Consider the following 16,487-nt stretch of genomic DNA (forward strand, 5'->3'; position numbering starts at 1 on the left):
ACCGGCCCCGCCCGCACGATGGGCGGCGACCGTACGGGCGGAGGGGCGGGGGTTGGTGTGGCGGTTGCGGGCCTTGCGGGCCTTGCGGGCCAGGCTGCCGAGGGCGGCGGCACCGGCGGCGGCACCGACCACGGCAACGGCCCCGCCGCCGAGCGATGCGGCACCAGCACCGGCGGCCCCGAGGGCGTTGGCGACGGCCACCGCCAGCGGGACACCCGGAACCGCGCCCGGCGAAGTCACGGGCTTCGGTTCGGGCTTGCGCTTCGGCTCGGGCGGTGGCTGGTTCTGGGGTGCGGGGACGACCTCGACCAGCGTCGAGGCAGCCGGTTCGGACATGATGAACGCTCCGGTTCTCTGCGAGGACGGAAGGCCCGGAACCGCCGACAGCTCGCCAGCAAGGCGGCGGTTCTGGGCCGTTACGGCTGGTCAGAGCCGGTAGGGCTCCAACGAGAAGAACACGAGGTGCGCGTTGCACTCGGCCAGCTCGGGTTCGTACCGCGCGAGCCAGGCCCGGATGGCGACATAGGCCCGTTCGCGGGAGCTGCCCGGCGGGAAGGCCGAGCTGCCGTGGCGGCTGACGACAGCGAATCCGCCGTTACCGAGCGGATACTGCAAGGTGATCAGCCAGGTGTGCGTGGGCTCGGCAGCCGGGATGGCGCCAGCGATGGTGTCGGACACGAGGACTCCGTGGGGTCAGGCGGCGATCGAGTCGGGGGCAGCGCAGGGCAGGCAGGTGCCGAGGTGCGCGGGCAGGACGTAGCCGGCATCCGTGCCGCAGGCGGGGCAGGTGCGCCGGGCGACGTTGGCCTTTTCGAGGGCGGCGGCCCGGGCGGGGGTCATCGGCCGTACGGGCTTGGCCAGCGTGAGGCGGTAGAGGTAGGCGGGGCGGGTGCCGCCGTAGCGGGAGCGCCACATGACCTGCGCGGCGACGTCCTGTCCGCCGGGGCGCAGGCCCTTGGCGCGGAGCTGGCGGCGGGTGAAGAGGCCACGCGGCGCCATGCGCCACGGGTAGGTGGGCGTTCCGCCGTGGCGGGCCCCGTCGGGGTCCCAGTGCCGCGGGCGGCTCACCGCTTGCCGTCCCTGGTGGCCTCGGGCAGGTCGAAGTAGCCGACCAGCCTGATCGGCGTGCCGGCGTAGGTGGTGGTGATGGTGAGCCAGGCGAAGGTGCCCGTCGTGGCGAGGTCGACGCCGGCCGGGTCGAGGCCGAGGCGCTGGCGCCACTGCTCGAAGTCGGCGAGGGAGTTGTCGTGGTGGAAGGCGAGGGTCATGCCCTCGGTGAGCGCCAGGTTGCCCTCGTCGTCGCGCTCGTCGGTGACGACGCGCTCGCTGGTGATCCTCGACGCGGGCAGGTCGGGGTGGGCGGTGAAGAGCGCGAGCAGGGAACCGACGGCGTTGATCTGGGCGCCGGCCGTGGTGGTGTCGGTGGTGGTGGTCACGATGCCTGCTCCTCGCGGGGGGTGGTGTCTTCGGTGGTGGCGGGTACGGCGTGCAGGGCGGGGCGGTCCGGGGCGGTCGCGCGCAGTTCCTGGTAGCGGGCGGCGACCCATCCGACGGACCAGCCGGTCAGCTCGACGGCCCGGCGCTGCGGGATGCGGGCCAAGACGCAGTCCTGGACCGTCAGTCGGGCCTGGCCCTCGGGCAGTCGCCCGTCTGCGGCGGGCGCGGACATGAGTTCCTGTCGAAGCTGTTCGATCTCCTGCTCGGTGCTCCGCTCACGCTCACGCTCAAGGAGTTCACGATCGCTCGCCTCCCGCTCACGGCGCTCACGGTCGGCCCGCTCGGCGTCCTCAAGGCGCTGCCGTTCCTGGCGTTCGTCATCGACCATCCGCAGCTCGTGCTCACGCTGCTGCTTGGCCATCCGCTCCTCGTGCTCACGGCGCTCACGCTCGGCCCGGTCGGCCCGGTCGAACTCGGCCAACCGCTCCTCGCGTTCCTGCTGGCGGCGCTGCTCGGCGCGACGCTCGCGCTCGGCCCGCTCATCGCGCTCACGGGCCTCATGGGCGGCCAGCGCGGCGGCGATCGCCCGCCGGTAGGCCAGCGAGGTCTCCGCCGTGACGATCAGCAGCAGCGGCGCCACCGAGTGGACCGCCACCCCGACCCGGTCATGGTCCAGGGCGGACTGACCCACGTTGAGCAGCACCGTCATGGCGCCGGTCATCCAGCGCAGCACGACCGGCCACCGGCCGCCCTCGCCGCCGAGGCGGGCGAGCACGCTGTCCAGGCGGACCACGATCACCACCGCCGCGTCCACGACCAGCGGCAGGATCGGCGCCGTCCACCCCCAGCCGTCCGGGGTGTGGTGGGACATCAGCGGGGTGACCGTGAGCATGCTGTAGAGGACTGCGCCGAGCGTGATCGTCCACGTGCCCACGGCCAGCGCCAGCTCGGCCGAACGGATCTGTTCCTGGCTCATCGGCGCCTTCACCGCGACCACCGCCCGGTGTGCGGTGAGCGCGTCGTGAGCGCGGTGAGCATGGGGGCGTTCATCAGTGAGCACCCCCGGCGGCGCGGCGTTCGCGGGCGGCGAGCTTGCGGCGGCGCTCGCTCACGCTCCACCGCTCGGCGGCGTTCAGCCCGCCGAACACGCCGTACTTCTCGTGCCGCTCCAGGGCCAGCTCCAGGCACATCGAGCGGACCGGGCAACCAGCGCAGATCATCTTGGCGCGACGCTCGGACCACTCGGCCGCCGCGCGAGCGACCTCGATGTCCTCGGCGTCCTCGTCGACCTCCGGGAAGAACAGGTTGGTGTCGACGCCAGCGCAGGCGGCGCCGCGCAGGTCGCCGTCGCCGTTCGGGCGGTACTCGGCGAGCACGGTGGCCGCCGGCCGGGCGGCCAGGTGCGGGGTGCGGGTCGCACCGGCGAGGAGGAAGTGCAGCTGGGCCATCACGCGGCCGCCTTCCAGGTCAGGACCCGGCGGCGCTCAGCGGTGTGCATCAGCGCGGACGCGAACCGGGCCGCCGGCCCGTCCAGGTCCCGCAGGACCGCCCGGGCGACGTCGAGCCGGACGACCCGGTCCTCGTCGGAGGCGTCCGTGCTGCCGTCGAACAGCTCGGTGTCGACACCGAAGCCGAAGTCTGCGCCGGTGCCGAACGCCAGCTCCGCGAACTCCTCGGGGGTCGCGGCCTCCTGGCCTGCAACAATCAGTTTCATGGGTTCACCTCGTCGAATTGGGGGGTGAGCCCGCAGGGCCGCCGCGCGAACCTTGGCCGGGAGCGCGGCGGCCCGACACACGGGCCCAGCTTCTCGTCGTTCACGAGCAGCCGCGGAACCCGACGCAGGCCCGCCGCCGCGAAGGCGGCCGGCGCGCGCCGGGGACCGTGATCGCTGGTAACGCGACCGGAAGCGGTGAGCCCCGCCCGCTGGTCAGCGGCGGGGCCGGATACAGCTCTGGGGCATGCCCATGGGCGCGCCCTCCTCAGGTCAAATCCCCGGGTGGGGAAGTTGGTTGGGGGTTGCCCGGCCTACGGGCGTCAGGTCTCTCGGGCCTGGTCCGGTGCTGTTCTCTGCCCAGCACCAGCAGGGCGGCGCACCCTCCGGAACGGGGAGTGCTGCGTGGCTCGCTGCCGCCGGCGACATCACCCGGTCGCCTCGGGGGCGGTCTGTCTCATCCCGCCACGTGCGTTGGAACTCCGCTGTACTCCCGGTTTCGCCATCCAGCCGTACGAATCGGCCTGGTCAGCGTCCCGTTCGGCCCCACACCCCCAGGAGGGGTGGCATGCCACTGCGTAGGGGGAGGGCTTCGTTCATCACGGCGGTTCGCCCCCGTCCTCTCGGCCTGGGCGCCTGCCGTGACCGCCGCCCTCGCGTCGGTCCCGCACGATCGATCTTCAGTTCTCAAGGAACAAGCGCTTCCTTCAGGCGGCTGTCACACCGCCCTCCGGGCGCGTTTGCGCAGCTCAGGGCAGCCCAAAGAAGGGCCACAAGAGCTGATGGTGTTTGCAGCGGCCCCGCTCGATCGCGGGCCCGTTCTGCTGCGACAAGCCTGCTCCGGCGCACAGCACCAGACCAATGACGGCCTGTCATATGAGGCTTTCCGCCGAGGCGTTGCCCTCACAATGAACATGGTGCACTTAGTGCGCCAAGTTGGCAAGTGCTTCGCCCCGGCGAGCCTGCGGCACACTGGTGCACTAAGTGCGAGACGTTGACTGGAGGATCACTGGTGACCGAGTTCCAAGGCGAGCCCGCCTATCTCCAGCTTGCCGATGACCTGCGGGAACAGATCCGCAGCGGCAAGCTGGCCGCAGGCTCCGCACTGTCGTCAACGCGGAAGCTGATGGACGACCACGGCGTGTCGAGCACCGTCGTGAAGGCCGCTGTCTCGCTGCTTCGCGCCGAGGGCTACGTCGTCGGGCATCAGGGGAAGGGGGTGTTCGTCCAGTTCCCGCCGCGCTTGGCCGTCCACTCCCGAGGGGCTGCCGATTGGGCAGTACCGGTGCTGCAAGCCGGCCATGCGCTCGAACAGGCCCTCCGCAGCTTGACTCAGTCCGGAGGTGAGGCTGAAGACGCCGAAGCGGCCCTCCAGCGCTGGCGGGACGCGTTCGACGCGCTTCCCGACAGCGTGAAGAGCCGCCTGGCGAAGTAGGTCAGAGCCCGCCGCGGCTGGTCGCCGCCCATCCACCTCGGATCAGGTCCTGGAGGCCGGACCGCTCGGGCTTCCACCCGAACTCGGTCGTGATCCGGGTGAGGTCGGCGACCAGCCGCGGCGGTTCCGGCTGCGGAGGGCGGTGAACCACAGGCACGGACCGCCCAGTGACCCGCTCCACGGCATCAACGATCTCGCGCATGCTCGCCGGGGTCGCACCCACGTTGTAGGCCCGGTGCGCGAACTCCCTAGCTTGCAAAGCCAAGACGTACGCACGGGCCAGGTCATCCACGTGAACGAAGTCCCGAACGGCGCTCCCGTCGCCGTTCATCTCCAAGTGCGGGTAGCGGCCGGCCGCCACGGCAAACGCCTTCGGGATGATCCGGGACTCGTCGGAGTCCGCTACCCCGCCCACCGACCCTGCGATGTTAAAGCAACGCAGGCTCACCGCCCGGACGGTGCCGCGCTCCCCTTCGCGCTTGAGCAGCTCATCTGCGGCGAGCTTCGAAGCGCCGTACGGGTTGCTCGGAGCAGGAACGACGTCCTCGCCGATGGGCTGCCGCTCAGGGGCGCCATAGATCGCGGCTGTCGACCCGAGCACGACCACCGGGCGATCCGTGGCCGCTCGACCGGGTAGCGCGGCCAGCAGGACTGCGGTGCCGTTGGCGTTGACGTCGTAATACTCGTCCGGCATGTCGAAGGACTCGCGCACCCGCGTGAGCGCGGCCAGGTGGCAGACGGCGTGCACGCCGCGCACGGCAGACGCTACGGCCTGCTCGTCGCGAATGTCACCGTGGACCACCTCGACCACCGGCAGCTCAGGGAGCGGGGCCCCCGGGGGCCGATGAGTCAGGGCAACTACCTCGTGGCCCGCCTCGGCAAGTCGTCGGACAACGGCGTTGCCGACGAAGCCGAAGGCGCCCGTCACGAGTACGCGCACGGAGTTCCTCCTCAGTTCAGGATCAGTCCGCGATGCTGCCACGCCAGGTCGAGGCAGGCGGCGGCGGCAGACGCGAGCGGTTCATTCTCCAGCAGGTGGCGGATGTTGGCCTCCGTGAAGTCGATCCCCCCGGCGTCGCCCGTGCCGGCGATGACGCTGCCCTCGGTGTTGCGGGAGACCATGCCGGAGAACACCGTGTCGTAGATGTCGGAGTCGATGACCACGACGCTGAGAATCTCGCCTGCCAGCGTGAGCGGGTCCAGGCCGATCCCGAAGCAGTACGGCCGGACCTTGCCCGCGCGTCGGGCCTCGTTGAGCGTACGGAACGGCTCGACCCCGTCGTAGTCGATGGGCTCGCCGCTGCTGCCGTCGGCCTCGGGGTCGCCCAGGAACTCCTCCGCGTACTCCCGGAGCACGTTGCGCCAGAGATCGAAGTCGTTCGACTGGTCCCACGGCATCACCGAGGACGGCTGGAACACCCCGGCGGGCATGATGTGGTACGTCCCGCCGGCCAGCGCCACGTTGCTCGCCGCCCGGTGGTGCAGCGGGAACGACGCCGTACCATCCGGCGCGAGCCGGATGGTCAGGGTGTCGATGGATGGCAGCAGCGGACGACGGCCAAGGTCGAACGGGTCACCGACCAGCGCCCGGAACGGGAGCGCGTCCCAGTTCGGCTCCCCAATCCATGCGGGGTCGCTGCCAGTCGCCAGCCACGCACCCGCCAGCTCATGGGCCACGCCCTCGCAGACGTCCGCCATGTCGAAGTACGTCGTGTAGCCGAACGACAGCTTGGGCCGACCGTCGACCTGGGCGACGTCGAGCAGCCGGAAGCTCGGCCGGTTCACGAACAGCGACGGTCGGTCGACCATGCGGATGGCCTGCGAGTACCGGGCGAAGCGACCGCCGTTCGCGGCCAACGGGCGGACGCCCTCGGACTCGGCTTCGGCGCCCACGATCTCCGGCGGAACCGTCTGCGTCAGCCACGTGAGGTCGATGTCTCCGAAGTCCATGGGGCTCGGCCACATCCACCCGGCCCTCGTGAGTACCGGGCTGTCTCCTGCACGGTCCACGTCGGGGTACAGCCGGGCAGCGGCCTTGGTGAGCTGGCTCCGGTGCCGGTTCAGGTCCCGGCGAGTCATCCGCCAACGGCGCTGTTCCTCGACGGCGGCCTGCGGGCCGCTCTCGTCGCCGGGAACCGAGACGACGGCCGCCTCGGCGACCGGCAGCAGGCCCAGCTCGTCCTCGGGCAACCCCAGCACCTGGGCCAGGCGCCGAAGCTCGTCCATGTCCTTGATCACTCGCTTCCCGCGCTCCAGCAGCGAGACATACGACTGGTCGTAGCCGAGCAGGTCGGCGAGCTCCTGCTGCTTCAGCTTGTGGAGAGCGCGGTAGGCCTTCAGGACGTCGCCGAGGTTGGACCCGTCCGGCGGCGCGGTGCGCTCAGCCGAGGTGGAGAGCCAGCTGACCGGCTCGGCCGTCGGGGCGGCCGGAGCGACCGGACCGGCGAGTCCGATCGCCCGGCGGCACGGGCTGCACACGGTGTCGGTGTTGCTGCGGCTCAGCCGGGCGCCGCATCGGGCGCAGACGACGGGCGTCTTGGCTGCGATGGTCATGAGGCATCTACCCCTTCAGGGATCGGCCGGTCACGGGACGAGCCGCCTGCAAGGCGGTGCCCCGTGCCGGAGAACATTCAACTGCACCTGCGGGTGCAGGAGATCTGTGTTTGATCAAGACGGGCACCCCCGTTTGGGGCACTGGGAGAATCCCGGGAGAGGATCTTGAGATTCACCCCTTGCCGGTCCGGCGAGAACCAACGAAAGCCAACGCTCTGACCAGCACGTTCACGTGTTTGTCCAGGTTGGCCGCCGCCCCGGACCTCATTCGGGACGAAGAGGCCGTGGGTTCAAATCCCGCCACCCCGACCCAGTGCAGAGGCCCTGCCGGAGAAATCCGGCAGGGCCTCTGTCGTTGTGCGCGACCGGCCGGGTGACCGAGCCTCAGCCGGTCCGGCGCCGGGATCCGTCATGCGCGCCGGCCTCGTCGCCCTGCTCGCCTCGGAACCCACCGTCGACGTCGTCGGCGAGGGCGGCAACGGCCGCGAGGCCGTGGAACTCGTCGAACGCCTACGGCCCGACCCGGCGCTGCCCGACCTCAGGATGCCTTCCCCCGACGGGGCGAGCGCCACCGCCGCGATCGTCGCCGCCCGGTCGGCGACCCGCGTGCTGATCCTGACCGCGTACGACACCGACGAGGAGATCGAGCGCGCGGTCGAGGCCGGAGTCGTCGGCTACCTGCTCAAGGACGCCACCCACGAGCAACTCGTCGACGCCATCCACTCCGCCGCCAGGGGCGAGACCGTCCTGGTTCCGAGGTCGCCGAACGCCTGGTCGCCTGTATGCGGCGCCCCGCCCCGTCGCCCTGACCGCCCGGGAGACGGAGGTGCTGAGCACCGTCGCCGACGGCTGGTCACCACCGAAGCCACCGTGAAGACCCACCTGCTGCGGATCTCCGCCGAACTCGGCGTCGATGACCGGGCGCAACCGGGCCCAGCGGCCGGAGAACCGCCACGTCGACCGCCGCCTCAGAAAACGGTGGTCAGTTCGGTGCGGGAGGTGATGTTGAGCTTCGGGTAGGCCTTGTAGAGGTGGTGGGCGACGGTGCGGGGGCTGAGGAAGAGCTGGGCGGCGATGTCGCGGTTGGTGAGGCCCTGGGCGGCGAGGCGGGCGATCTGGAGTTCCTGGGGGGTGAGGGGGGACTGCGGGGTGCCGGCGGGGGTGGCCGGGGTGGGGGCCGGGGTGCCGGTGGCGGAGAGTTCGGTGCGGGCGCGCGCGGCCCAGGGGTGGGCGGCGAGGCGGTCGAAGGTCTCCAGGGCGGCGCGCAGGTGGGGGCGGGCGTCGGTGCGGCGGCGGGTGCGGCGCAGCCATTCGCCGTAGAGGAGCGCGGTGCGGGCCTGTTCGAAGGGGCGGTGGGCCGTTGCGTGCCGGGTGAGGGCGGTGCGGTAGGCGGTCTCGGCGAGTTCGTCGGGGCCGAGCAGGGCCTGGCAGCGCAGGCGGAGTGCCTCGGCCCAGGGGCGGTCGGCGGCGGCCGCCCAGCGGGCGAAGCGCTCGTAGGGTTCGGCGGCGCGTTCGGGGGTGCCGAGGCGGACGGCGGCCTCGACCAGGTCGGGGACGGCCCGGGTGGCGCTGATGTGGTGCCGGTGCGGGCCGGTGGTGAGGGTGTGCAGCCGGTCGGCGGCGTCGCCGGCGCGGCCCTGGCCGAGGTCGAGCAGGGCGAGCGCCCACTGGACCCAGGCCAGGCCGGCCGCGGGGGCGGCGCTCTGCGGTCCGGTGGTGGCGAGGGCGGTGGCGGCGAGTTCGGCGCAGCGGTCGGTTCGGCCGTCGAGCGCGGCCAGGTAGGCGAGCAGCGCGGTGAGTTGGCTGACCCACTGGTGCTGGCCGGTGTCCCGGGCGAGGCCGAGCCCCTCGGTGGCGGTGAGTTCGGCGTCGCGGTGCCGGCCGTGGAAGAGTTCGGCCTCGGCCAGGAAGAACTGCAGGGTGGGCATCACGCCGACGGTGCCCTTGGCGCGGGCCTCGGCGACCAGTTCGGCGGCGAGTTCGGCGGTTTCCTCGTCGCGCCCGAGGACCAGGGTGGCGCCGCACAGCTGGATCAGGTCGACGGGGCTCTCGGCCCCGGCCCGGCGGGCGGCCGCGGCGGCCTCCCGGACGGGCGGCAGCGGCCCTGCGGGCCGGCCGAGCGCGGGCAGGACGGCCGCGGGCAGGTGGCGGGCGAGCGGGGCGAGGGGGTCGCCGTCGGGGAGCGGCAGGACCGCCAGGCGGTCCAGGACGGCGGCCACCGGCTCCTCCCCCGCGTACCAGGCGGCGTGGAAGGCCTGGAGCAGCATCCGGGTGGCGTACGTGGGGTCGATGTCGGTGCCGGCGGCGTCGAGCAGCAGCCGGTGGGCGGTCGGGTACGCGCCGCGCCAGAAGTGCGCGGTGGCCCGGACCTGGTCGAGCAGGGCGTGCGCCAGGACGTCGTCGGTACGGCCGGCGGCCTCGTCGGCGAGCGCCTCGGCGCGGGCCAACTCGCCTTCCTCGGTGGCGGCTTCGGCGGCCAGGACGAGCCGGCGGGTGGCACTGTCGCGGTCCGGGGTGAGCCGGGCGGCGCGCTCGTACGCGGCGGCGCCGCCGTGGCCGCCTCGGCGCTCGGCGCGGACGGCGGTGCGTTCCAGCGCGTCGGCGAGGCCGGCGTCGGGGGCGGTGGCGGCCAGGGCGAGGTGCCAGGTGCGGCGGTCGCCGTCGGGCAGCGCCCGGGCGATGAACTGATGGCTCGTCACTTTCTGGTGGTGCGGTGCCCGCTGGAGGATCGCGGAGCGCAGCAGCGGGTGCCGGAAGGCGATCCGACGGTCGGCCGTGACCGTCACCAGCCCGGACTCCTCGGCGGGCGTGAGGTGCTCGGCGGTGACGCCGAGGGCGGCCGCGGCGGGCAGGACGACGTCCAGCGCCCCGCTCTCCTCGGCTGCGGCAACCAGCAGCAGCGTCTGGGTGGCCGCGGGCAGGCCGGTGACCTGGCCGTGGAAGGCGATCAGCAGCCGGCTGGTGAGCGGCAGGCCGCCCGACGCCGGCGTCTGCGCTCCGGCGGCGACCGGGAGTTCGGTGAGCGCGAGCGGGTTGCCGGCCGCCTCGGCGAGCAGCCGGTCGCGGACGGCGGCGGGCAGGTCGGGGCCGATCCGCCGGGTCAGCAGCCGGGTGGCGTCGGCCTCGGACAGGCCGGTCACCTGTCGTTCGGGCAGGCCCAGCGGGCGCTCCGCCGGGCCGCCTCCGACCCCGGCCCCGGCCGCGCCGCCGGTGCGGGCGGCGAGCAGCAGGGCCACCCCCTCGGCCTGGAGCCGCCGGGCGGCCAGCAGCAGCGCGTCCAGTGAGGCCCGGTCCAGCCACTGCACGTCGTCCACGACGCACAACAGTGGTTGGTCGGCGGCGAGTTCGGAGAGCAGCCCGAGCGTGGCGAGCCCGACCAGCAGCCGGTCGACGCGCCCTTCGCCGACGGCCGGGCCGTCGTCGGAGAGCCCGAACGCCGCCTCCAGTGCCCGCCGCTGCGGCCCGGGCAGGGCGTCCAGCCGGTCCAGGCCGGGCGCGAGCAGCAGGGTCAGCCCGGCGTACGGAAGCTCGGCCTCGTACTCGACACCGGCCGCCCGGATCACCCGGAACGCCTCCCCCGCCCGCGCGACGGCGTCGTCCAGCAGCGCGGTCTTGCCGATGCCGGCCTCGCCCCGAAGCAGCAGCACCTCGCTGCGGCCGGCTCGCGCCGCGTCCAACAGGCCGTCCACGGCGGCCTGTTCGCCTTCCCTCCCGTACAGCATGCCCCGACCCTACCCATCCGGGCCGCGAACCGCCGCTGACCACGGCACCGGTACACCCCGCGAAAGGTACGTACTGCCATGCCCATACGTGACGGATTCGCCGCCGGCCAGCCGTCCATACCTTGGTGAGCGCCGGGAACTACCCGGCCAACCACCCACCGGAACACCGGAGATGACGATGACCGAGATCACCACCGCCACCCTCCAGCAGCTCGCCGAGCGCTACCTCGCGGCGTGGAACGAGACCGACCCGGCGGCCCGCCGCAAGCTGGTCGACGAGGTGTGGGCCGAGGACGGCCGCTACACCGACCCGCTGGCCGCCGTCACCGGCCGGGACGCGATCGACGCGCTGCTCGGCGCCGCCCAGGCCCAGTTCCCGGGGCTGGAGTTCACCCTCGGCCCGGTCGACGCGCACCACGACGTCGCCCGCTTCACCTGGAACCTCGGCCCGGCCGGCGCGGAGCCGGTGGTGATCGGCTTCGACGTGCTGGCGGCCACCCCGGACGGCCGGATCGGCGCGGTGTACGGCTTCCTCGACCGCGTGCCGGGCGCCTGAGCCGCCACCACCGACCACCCGAGGGGCGGGCCGCTCCCCACCGCGTCCCGCCCCCGGCACCGGCCACCCGTCCTCCTTGAGGAGAGCCCGAGATGAGCACCGCCCTGAACACCCGGCGGCCCGCCCCGGCCGCCCCGACGCCGGTCCCCAGGGGACTGCTGCCGGTCGTCCTGACCGCCACCTTCATGACCGCCCTCGACATCTTCGTCGTCAACGTCGCCCTCCCCTCCCTCCAGGGCGACCTCGGTGCCGGCCCGGCCGCCGTCCAGTGGGTGATGGCCGGCTTCAGCCTGGCCCTCGCGGCCGGCCTGGTCACCGCCGGCCGCCTCGGCGACCGCTACGGCCGCCGCCGGGTGTTCGGGCTCGGCCTGGCCCTGTTCACGCTCGCCTCCGCCGCGTGCGGCCTCGCCCCCACGGCAGCCGCGCTGGTCGGCGCCCGGGTGGTGCAGGGCCTGGCGGCGGCGCTGATGGGTCCGCAGGTGCTGGCGATCCTGCGCACCGCGTTCAGCGGCGCCGCGCAGGCGCGGGCGTTCGCCCGGTACGGGCTGACCATGGGCATCGGCGCGGTGTTCGGCCAGCTGATCGGCGGGCTGCTGATCCGCGCGGACCTCTTCGGCCTCGGCTGGCGCAGCTGCTTCCTGATCAACCTGCCGATCGGCCTGGCCGCCCTCCTGCTGGTCCGCCGCAGCCTGCCGGAGTCCCGCGCCCCGCAGCGGCCCGGTCTGGACCCGGCCGGCGTGCTGCTGGTCACCACCGCGCTGACCGGCCTGGTGCTGCCGCTGATCCAGGGCCCCCAGCTGGACTGGCCGCTGTGGACCGAGCTCTGCCTGGGCGCCTCGGTCGCCCTGCTGGCCGTCTTCGCCGTGCACCAGCACCGCGCCACCGATGCCACCGCCACCCCGCTGGTCGACACCCGGCTCTTCCGCAGCCGCGCCTTCAGCGCCGGCCTGCTCGCCCAACTCGCCTTCTGGCTCGGCCAGGGCTCCTTCTTCCTGGCGCTCGCCCTGCACCTCCAGTTCGGCCGTGGCCTGGACGCGCTCGGCGCCGGGCTGGTCTTCACCGCGATCGGCCTCGGCTACCTGATCACCTCCAACACCACCCACCGCGTCACCGCCCGTCTGGGCGACCGCCGCACCATCGCGCTCGGCGGGCTGCTGATGGCCCTCGGCCTCGGCCTGCTGGCCCTCACCGCGTACGACGCCTCGGACGGCAGCGTCTGGTGGCTGGCGCCCGGGCTGTTCGTGGACGGCCTCGGCATGGGCCTGGTGATCGCCCCGGTGACCTCGGTGGTGCTGGTCGGCGTCGAGCCGCGGCTGGCCGGTTCCGCGGCCGGGGTGGTGTCCACCGTGCAGCAGGTCGGCGGGGCGCTCGGGATCGCGCTGATCGGCCTGGTCTACTACGGCGCCGGCGACCCGACCGCCGCCTTCGGCCGCAGCGTCCTCGCCCTGGCGGCGCTGGAGCTGGTGCTCGTGGGCCTGGTCCGGTTCCTGCCGCACGGGGCACCGCGCAGGGGCTGATCCCGACGTGCTCCCGGCGCCCGGGCCGAGCCCGCGCAACCCTGGCGCCGGAGCGGGCGTTGGTGGACACGCCCGCCATGCTCCCGGCCGCACCCTCGGCCACACCCCCGACCGCGTCCCCGGCAACACCCCCCGACACCCCGACAGCACCCCCGGCACACAGGGCGGGTGGGCCCGAGCCCACCCGCCCGTTCCCTTCCCTCCCCCGGATCGGGTTGGATGGTCGGATGAGCGAGGAGAAGAGCGCCGTACCGGCGTGGGAGCAGCGGTTCAGGGCGGCCCGGGTGTCGCTGCCCGACTGGGCCGAGGACGCCCCCGACCGGGCGCTGTACGTGTCCAACGCGACCGGCACCTACGAGGTCTACGCCTGGGACCGCGCCACCGGCGCCCACCGTCGGGTCACCGACCGCCCGAACGGCACCACCGACGCCGAGCTGTCCCCCGACGGCGACTGGGTCTGGTGGTTCGACGACCACGACGGCGACGAGTTCGGCGTCTGGCGCCGCCAGCCCTTCGCGGGCGGCCCCGACGAGGAGGCCGTGCCCGGCCTCGCCCCCTCCTACTCGGCCGGCCTGGCCCTCGGCCGCGACGGCACCGTGGTCGTCGGACGCTCCACCGACGAGGACGGCACCACCCTGCACCTGCGCCGCCCCGGCAGCGCCGAGCCGGTCGAGATCTACCGGCACGAGGAGTACGGCGGCATCGGCGACCTCAGCCACGACAGCACGCTGCTCGCCATCGACCACACCGAGCACGGCGACGCGATGCACTCCGCGATCCGCGTGGTGCGCATCGACGGGGACGGCGGCGTCCAGACCGTCGCCGAGCTGGACGAGGTCACCGGCCGGGACGAGCCTCGCGGCGTCGCCTGCCTGGGCTTCGCCCCGGTCGACGGCGACACCCGCCTGCTGGTCGCCCACCAGCGCACCGGCCGCTGGGAGCCGATGATCTGGGACGTCGCCACCGGCGCCGAGACCGCCCTCCCGCTGCGCGACGAGCAGGGCCGCGAGCTGCCCGGTGACGTCTCCGCGCAGTGGCGCCCCGGCGCCGGGGAGCTGCTGGTGGAGCACGAGTACGAGGCGCGCAGCGAACTGTTCTCGTACACGCTCGCCGAGGGCCGGCTGACCCGCCTGGACACCCCGCGCGGCACCGTCGGCGGCGCCACCGCCCGTCCGGACGGCACCGTCGAGTACCTGTGGTCCTCCGCCGCCGAGCCCTCCGCCGTCCGCTCCACCGCCGGGACGGTCGTGCTGCGGGCGCCCGGCGCGGTGCCGCCCGGTTCGGTGCCGGTCGAGGACGTCTGGGTGGACGGGCCCGGCGGGCGGGTGCACGCCCTGGTGCAGCGGCCGACGACGCCCGCGCAGGGCCCGTACCCGACCGTGTTCGAGATCCACGGCGGCCCGACCCACCACGACAGCGACTCCTTCGCCGCCGGTCCGGCCGCCTGGCTGGACCACGGCTTCGCGGTGGTCCGGGTCAACTACCGCGGCTCGACCGGCTACGGCCAGGCCTGGACGGACGCGCTGCACGAGCGGGTCGGCCTGATCGAGCTGGAGGACATCGCGGCGGTCCGCGCCTGGGCGATCGACAGCGGCCTCGCCGACCCGGCCCGGCTGGTGCTCGCCGGCGGCAGCTGGGGCGGCTACCTGACCCTGCTCGGCCTCGGCGTCCAGCCCGACAGCTGGGCCCTCGGCGTCGCCGCCGTGCCGGTCGCGGACTACCACACCGCGTACGCCGACGAGATGGAGGCGCTCAAGTCGCTGGACCGCACGCTCTTCGGCGGCACCCCGCAGGAGGTCCCGGAGCGTTTCACCGCCTCTTCGCCGCTCACCTACGTCGAGCAGGTGCGGGTGCCGGTGTACATCAGCGCCGGGGTCAACGACCCGCGCTGCCCGATCCGGCAGATCGAGAACTACGTCGAGCGGCTGGAGCGGCTCGGCAAGCCGCACGAGGTGTACCGCTACGACGCCGGGCACGGGTCGCTGGTGGTGGAGGAGCGGATCAAGCAGCTGCGGCTGGAGATCGACTTCGTCCGGCGGCACCTGGGCACGGCCGAGCGCACCGGAGACGGGGGAACGGCGTGAGACGCCTGCTGATGCTCGCGGGGGCGGCGGTGGTCGGGGCCCTGGTGCTCACCGGCTGCTCGGGCTCGCAGCGGGACGAGGCCTCCTGCCCGCCCCCGGCCGCCCCGCCGACGCCGAGCTCCCCGGCCGTCGTCCCCACGGGCTCCGCCGGGCCGGCCGCGCCCGCCCCCGGCGCGACGCCGCTCGCCACCGCGACCAAGGCGAGCGCACCGGGCGCGGGGAGCGCGGCCGGCAGCGGGGGCGCGGGCACGGCCGTCCTCCTGGCGGCGTACGAGCCGACCGAGCAGGACGGCACCGTCACGCTCGCCAAGGGGTCGAAGGGGTCCAGCGGCTCCTCGGGCTCGAAGGGCTCCAAGGGGTCGAAGACCGGTCGCACCGTGCACCACCACATCGACCACTACGACTCCGACGACCACAACGGCAGCGGCAACGGCACCGGCAACAGCCACTGCCACAGCGACCCGACGCCGCTGCCCACCGGCTCGTCGTCCCCTACCCAGCCGCTGCTCCCGACGCCGACTCCGACACCGCCCCCGCCGGCGGTCAAGCCGACACCGGCACCGGCCCTGCCGACGAAGCGCTGAGACGGGGGTCGGACCAGCGACGCCGCCGGTCAGTCCAGGACCGGGTCCAGCCCGAGGGCCCGGTCCTGCTCCGCCTCCGCCTCACGGCGCACCAGGCGGTACCACATGAAGACCACGAACCCGCCGAAGACGAACCACTCCAGGGTGTAGCCCAGGTTCTGGAACGCGCGCAGGGTGAGCCCGTCCCCGCCCTGCGGCTGCACGGTCGGTACGGGGGCCAGTCCGGCGGGCGCGTCGTCGGCGGCCACCCAGCCGTCGTACCAGCCGTCGTACTCCAGCACGTTCAGCAGCGACGCCCGGTTGATCATGCCGAGCTGCCCGGCGGGCAGGCCGCCCGCCACCGCGCCGTTGCTGCCCACGGCCTCGTTGGCCTGCAGACGCCCGGTCACGGTCACCTCGCCGCCCGGCGCCGACCCGGCGGCGGCCGGGTCCCCGGCCGCCCAGCCGCGCACCACGGCGACGGCGTGTCCGTCGGCGGTGCGCAGCGGGGTGAGCACGTAGTAGCCCTGCTTGCCGTCCACCACCCGGTTGGGGACGAGCAGTTGGTGCTCGGTGTCGTAGCTGCCGGTCACCGTGACGGTCTTGCCGACGGTCTCCGTGCTCACCTGCGGTGTCGCCTGGTTGAGCAGTGCGTCGATCGGCCGGGCGTCACTCGAAGCAGTGATCGCCTGTTTGGTCTCCTGGTGCGTGGACACCCGGTCCTCGAACCGGCCGAGCTGCCAGGAGCCCAGCCACAGGCACACCGCCACGGCCGCCACGGCCACGACGGTGCCGCCGAGCCAGCGCGGAGTCAGGAGGAACCGGTACACACCCCCACGGTAACCACTCCTCACACCCGCCCGGTCCCCCGGGCCCCGGACACGGCGGCCTGCGGCCCGCTGCGGCCCC

The 16,487-nt window shown here is 73.7% G+C and carries 15 protein-coding genes and 2 pseudogenes; 6 read left to right on the forward strand and 11 right to left on the reverse strand.

Annotated elements, in window-relative coordinates; translation table 11 throughout:
* The 7 genes and pseudogenes from ACIRRH_RS28445 to ACIRRH_RS28475 all read right to left on the reverse strand — a co-directional run.
* Positions 1 to 336: pseudogene (locus ACIRRH_RS28445) on the reverse strand (hypothetical protein); the annotation flags it as partial.
* 90 nt (positions 337 to 426) lie between these two features.
* Positions 427 to 678, reverse strand: a complete 252-nt coding sequence (locus ACIRRH_RS28450; protein WP_403073113.1) for a hypothetical protein — start codon at positions 676 to 678, stop codon at positions 427 to 429.
* Between the two features lie 15 nt (positions 679 to 693).
* Entirely contained in the window at positions 694 to 1,068 is a 375-nt protein-coding gene (locus tag ACIRRH_RS28455) for an RRQRL motif-containing zinc-binding protein (RefSeq protein WP_403073115.1), read from the reverse strand.
* A complete protein-coding gene (locus ACIRRH_RS28460; RefSeq protein ID WP_403073117.1) occupies positions 1,065 to 1,436 on the reverse strand; it encodes a hypothetical protein in 372 nt (123 codons plus the stop codon). The genes ACIRRH_RS28455 and ACIRRH_RS28460 overlap by 4 nt, the downstream gene beginning before the upstream one ends.
* Positions 1,433 to 2,413: a DUF2637 domain-containing protein gene (locus tag ACIRRH_RS28465; RefSeq protein WP_403073118.1), complete on the reverse strand. Its 981-nt coding sequence runs from the start codon at positions 2,411 to 2,413 to the stop codon at positions 1,433 to 1,435. Before ACIRRH_RS28465 ends, ACIRRH_RS28460 begins: the two co-directional genes overlap by 4 nt.
* Positions 2,414 to 2,486: 73 nt before the next feature.
* The gene (locus ACIRRH_RS28470) at positions 2,487 to 2,885 is read right to left on the reverse strand and encodes a WhiB family transcriptional regulator (RefSeq protein WP_403073120.1); all 399 of its coding nucleotides are present in this window, start codon (positions 2,883 to 2,885) and stop codon (positions 2,487 to 2,489) included.
* On the reverse strand, positions 2,885 to 3,151 hold the full coding sequence (locus ACIRRH_RS28475; protein ID WP_403073122.1) for a hypothetical protein: 267 nt from the start codon (positions 3,149 to 3,151) through the stop codon (positions 2,885 to 2,887). The genes ACIRRH_RS28470 and ACIRRH_RS28475 overlap by 1 nt, the downstream gene beginning before the upstream one ends.
* A gap of 1,009 nt (positions 3,152 to 4,160) precedes the next feature.
* Here ACIRRH_RS28475 and ACIRRH_RS28480 point away from each other — a divergent pair.
* Positions 4,161 to 4,583, forward strand: a complete 423-nt coding sequence (locus ACIRRH_RS28480) for a GntR family transcriptional regulator (RefSeq protein ID WP_403073124.1) — start codon at positions 4,161 to 4,163, stop codon at positions 4,581 to 4,583.
* Between the two features lies 1 nt (position 4,584).
* On the opposite strand, the gene ACIRRH_RS28485 is transcribed toward ACIRRH_RS28480, so the two are convergent.
* Both ACIRRH_RS28485 and ACIRRH_RS28490 read right to left on the reverse strand, forming a co-directional pair.
* The gene (locus tag ACIRRH_RS28485) at positions 4,585 to 5,523 is read right to left on the reverse strand and encodes an NAD-dependent epimerase/dehydratase family protein (protein ID WP_403073126.1); all 939 of its coding nucleotides are present in this window, start codon (positions 5,521 to 5,523) and stop codon (positions 4,585 to 4,587) included.
* Between the two features lie 11 nt (positions 5,524 to 5,534).
* Positions 5,535 to 7,136: a helix-turn-helix domain-containing protein gene (locus ACIRRH_RS28490; protein ID WP_403073127.1), complete on the reverse strand. Its 1,602-nt coding sequence runs from the start codon at positions 7,134 to 7,136 to the stop codon at positions 5,535 to 5,537.
* Positions 7,137 to 7,547: 411 nt separating this feature from the next.
* Here ACIRRH_RS28490 and ACIRRH_RS28495 point away from each other — a divergent pair.
* Positions 7,548 to 8,156 (forward strand): annotated as a pseudogene (locus ACIRRH_RS28495) (response regulator).
* Here ACIRRH_RS28495 and ACIRRH_RS28500 read toward each other — a convergent pair.
* Positions 8,105 to 10,858, reverse strand: a complete 2,754-nt coding sequence (locus tag ACIRRH_RS28500; RefSeq protein WP_403073129.1) for an ATP-binding protein — start codon at positions 10,856 to 10,858, stop codon at positions 8,105 to 8,107. The pseudogene ACIRRH_RS28495 and the gene ACIRRH_RS28500 sit on opposite strands and share 52 nt — an antisense overlap.
* Positions 10,859 to 11,036: 178 nt before the next feature.
* Here ACIRRH_RS28500 and ACIRRH_RS28505 point away from each other — a divergent pair, with 178 nt between their 5' ends.
* From ACIRRH_RS28505 to ACIRRH_RS28520, 4 genes are all read left to right on the forward strand, one after another.
* Positions 11,037 to 11,414, forward strand: coding sequence for a nuclear transport factor 2 family protein (locus ACIRRH_RS28505; protein WP_403073131.1), 378 nt, complete (start codon positions 11,037 to 11,039; stop codon positions 11,412 to 11,414).
* Between the two features lie 92 nt (positions 11,415 to 11,506).
* On the forward strand, positions 11,507 to 12,931 hold the full coding sequence (locus ACIRRH_RS28510) for an MFS transporter (RefSeq protein ID WP_403073133.1): 1,425 nt from the start codon (positions 11,507 to 11,509) through the stop codon (positions 12,929 to 12,931).
* Positions 12,932 to 13,158: 227 nt separating this feature from the next.
* Positions 13,159 to 15,015, forward strand: coding sequence for a S9 family peptidase (locus tag ACIRRH_RS28515; RefSeq protein WP_403073135.1), 1,857 nt, complete (start codon positions 13,159 to 13,161; stop codon positions 15,013 to 15,015).
* A complete protein-coding gene (locus ACIRRH_RS28520) occupies positions 15,012 to 15,599 on the forward strand; it encodes a hypothetical protein (RefSeq protein ID WP_403073137.1) in 588 nt (195 codons plus the stop codon). The genes ACIRRH_RS28515 and ACIRRH_RS28520 overlap by 4 nt, the downstream gene beginning before the upstream one ends.
* Before the next feature lie 29 nt (positions 15,600 to 15,628).
* Here ACIRRH_RS28520 and ACIRRH_RS28525 read toward each other — a convergent pair whose 3' ends face one another.
* Positions 15,629 to 16,408 (reverse strand): SURF1 family protein, encoded by a 780-nt coding sequence (locus tag ACIRRH_RS28525; RefSeq protein ID WP_403073139.1) that lies wholly within the window; start codon positions 16,406 to 16,408, stop codon positions 15,629 to 15,631.
* Between the last annotated feature and the right edge of the window lie 79 nt (positions 16,409 to 16,487).

It is taken from the genome of Kitasatospora sp. NPDC101235 (assembly GCF_044767505.1).
GTDB lineage: Bacteria > Actinomycetota > Actinomycetes > Streptomycetales > Streptomycetaceae > Kitasatospora.

Excerpts from the sequence above, each read along its gene's own strand:
- ACIRRH_RS28465 (WP_403073118.1), bottom strand. The coding sequence starts at position 2,413 with ATGAGCCAGGAACAGATCCGTTCGGCCGAGCTGGCGCTGGCCGTGGGC.
- ACIRRH_RS28470 (WP_403073120.1), bottom strand. The coding sequence starts at position 2,885 with ATGGCCCAGCTGCACTTCCTCCTCGCCGGTGCGACCCGCACCCCGCAC.
- ACIRRH_RS28475 (WP_403073122.1), bottom strand. The coding sequence starts at position 3,151 with ATGAAACTGATTGTTGCAGGCCAGGAGGCCGCGACCCCCGAGGAGTTC.
- ACIRRH_RS28490 (WP_403073127.1), bottom strand. The coding sequence starts at position 7,136 with ATGACCATCGCAGCCAAGACGCCCGTCGTCTGCGCCCGATGCGGCGCC.
- ACIRRH_RS28500 (WP_403073129.1), bottom strand. The coding sequence starts at position 10,858 with ATGCTGTACGGGAGGGAAGGCGAACAGGCCGCCGTGGACGGCCTGTTG.
- ACIRRH_RS28505 (WP_403073131.1), top strand. The coding sequence starts at position 11,037 with ATGACCGAGATCACCACCGCCACCCTCCAGCAGCTCGCCGAGCGCTAC.
- ACIRRH_RS28510 (WP_403073133.1), top strand. The coding sequence starts at position 11,507 with ATGAGCACCGCCCTGAACACCCGGCGGCCCGCCCCGGCCGCCCCGACG.
- ACIRRH_RS28515 (WP_403073135.1), top strand. The coding sequence starts at position 13,159 with ATGAGCGAGGAGAAGAGCGCCGTACCGGCGTGGGAGCAGCGGTTCAGG.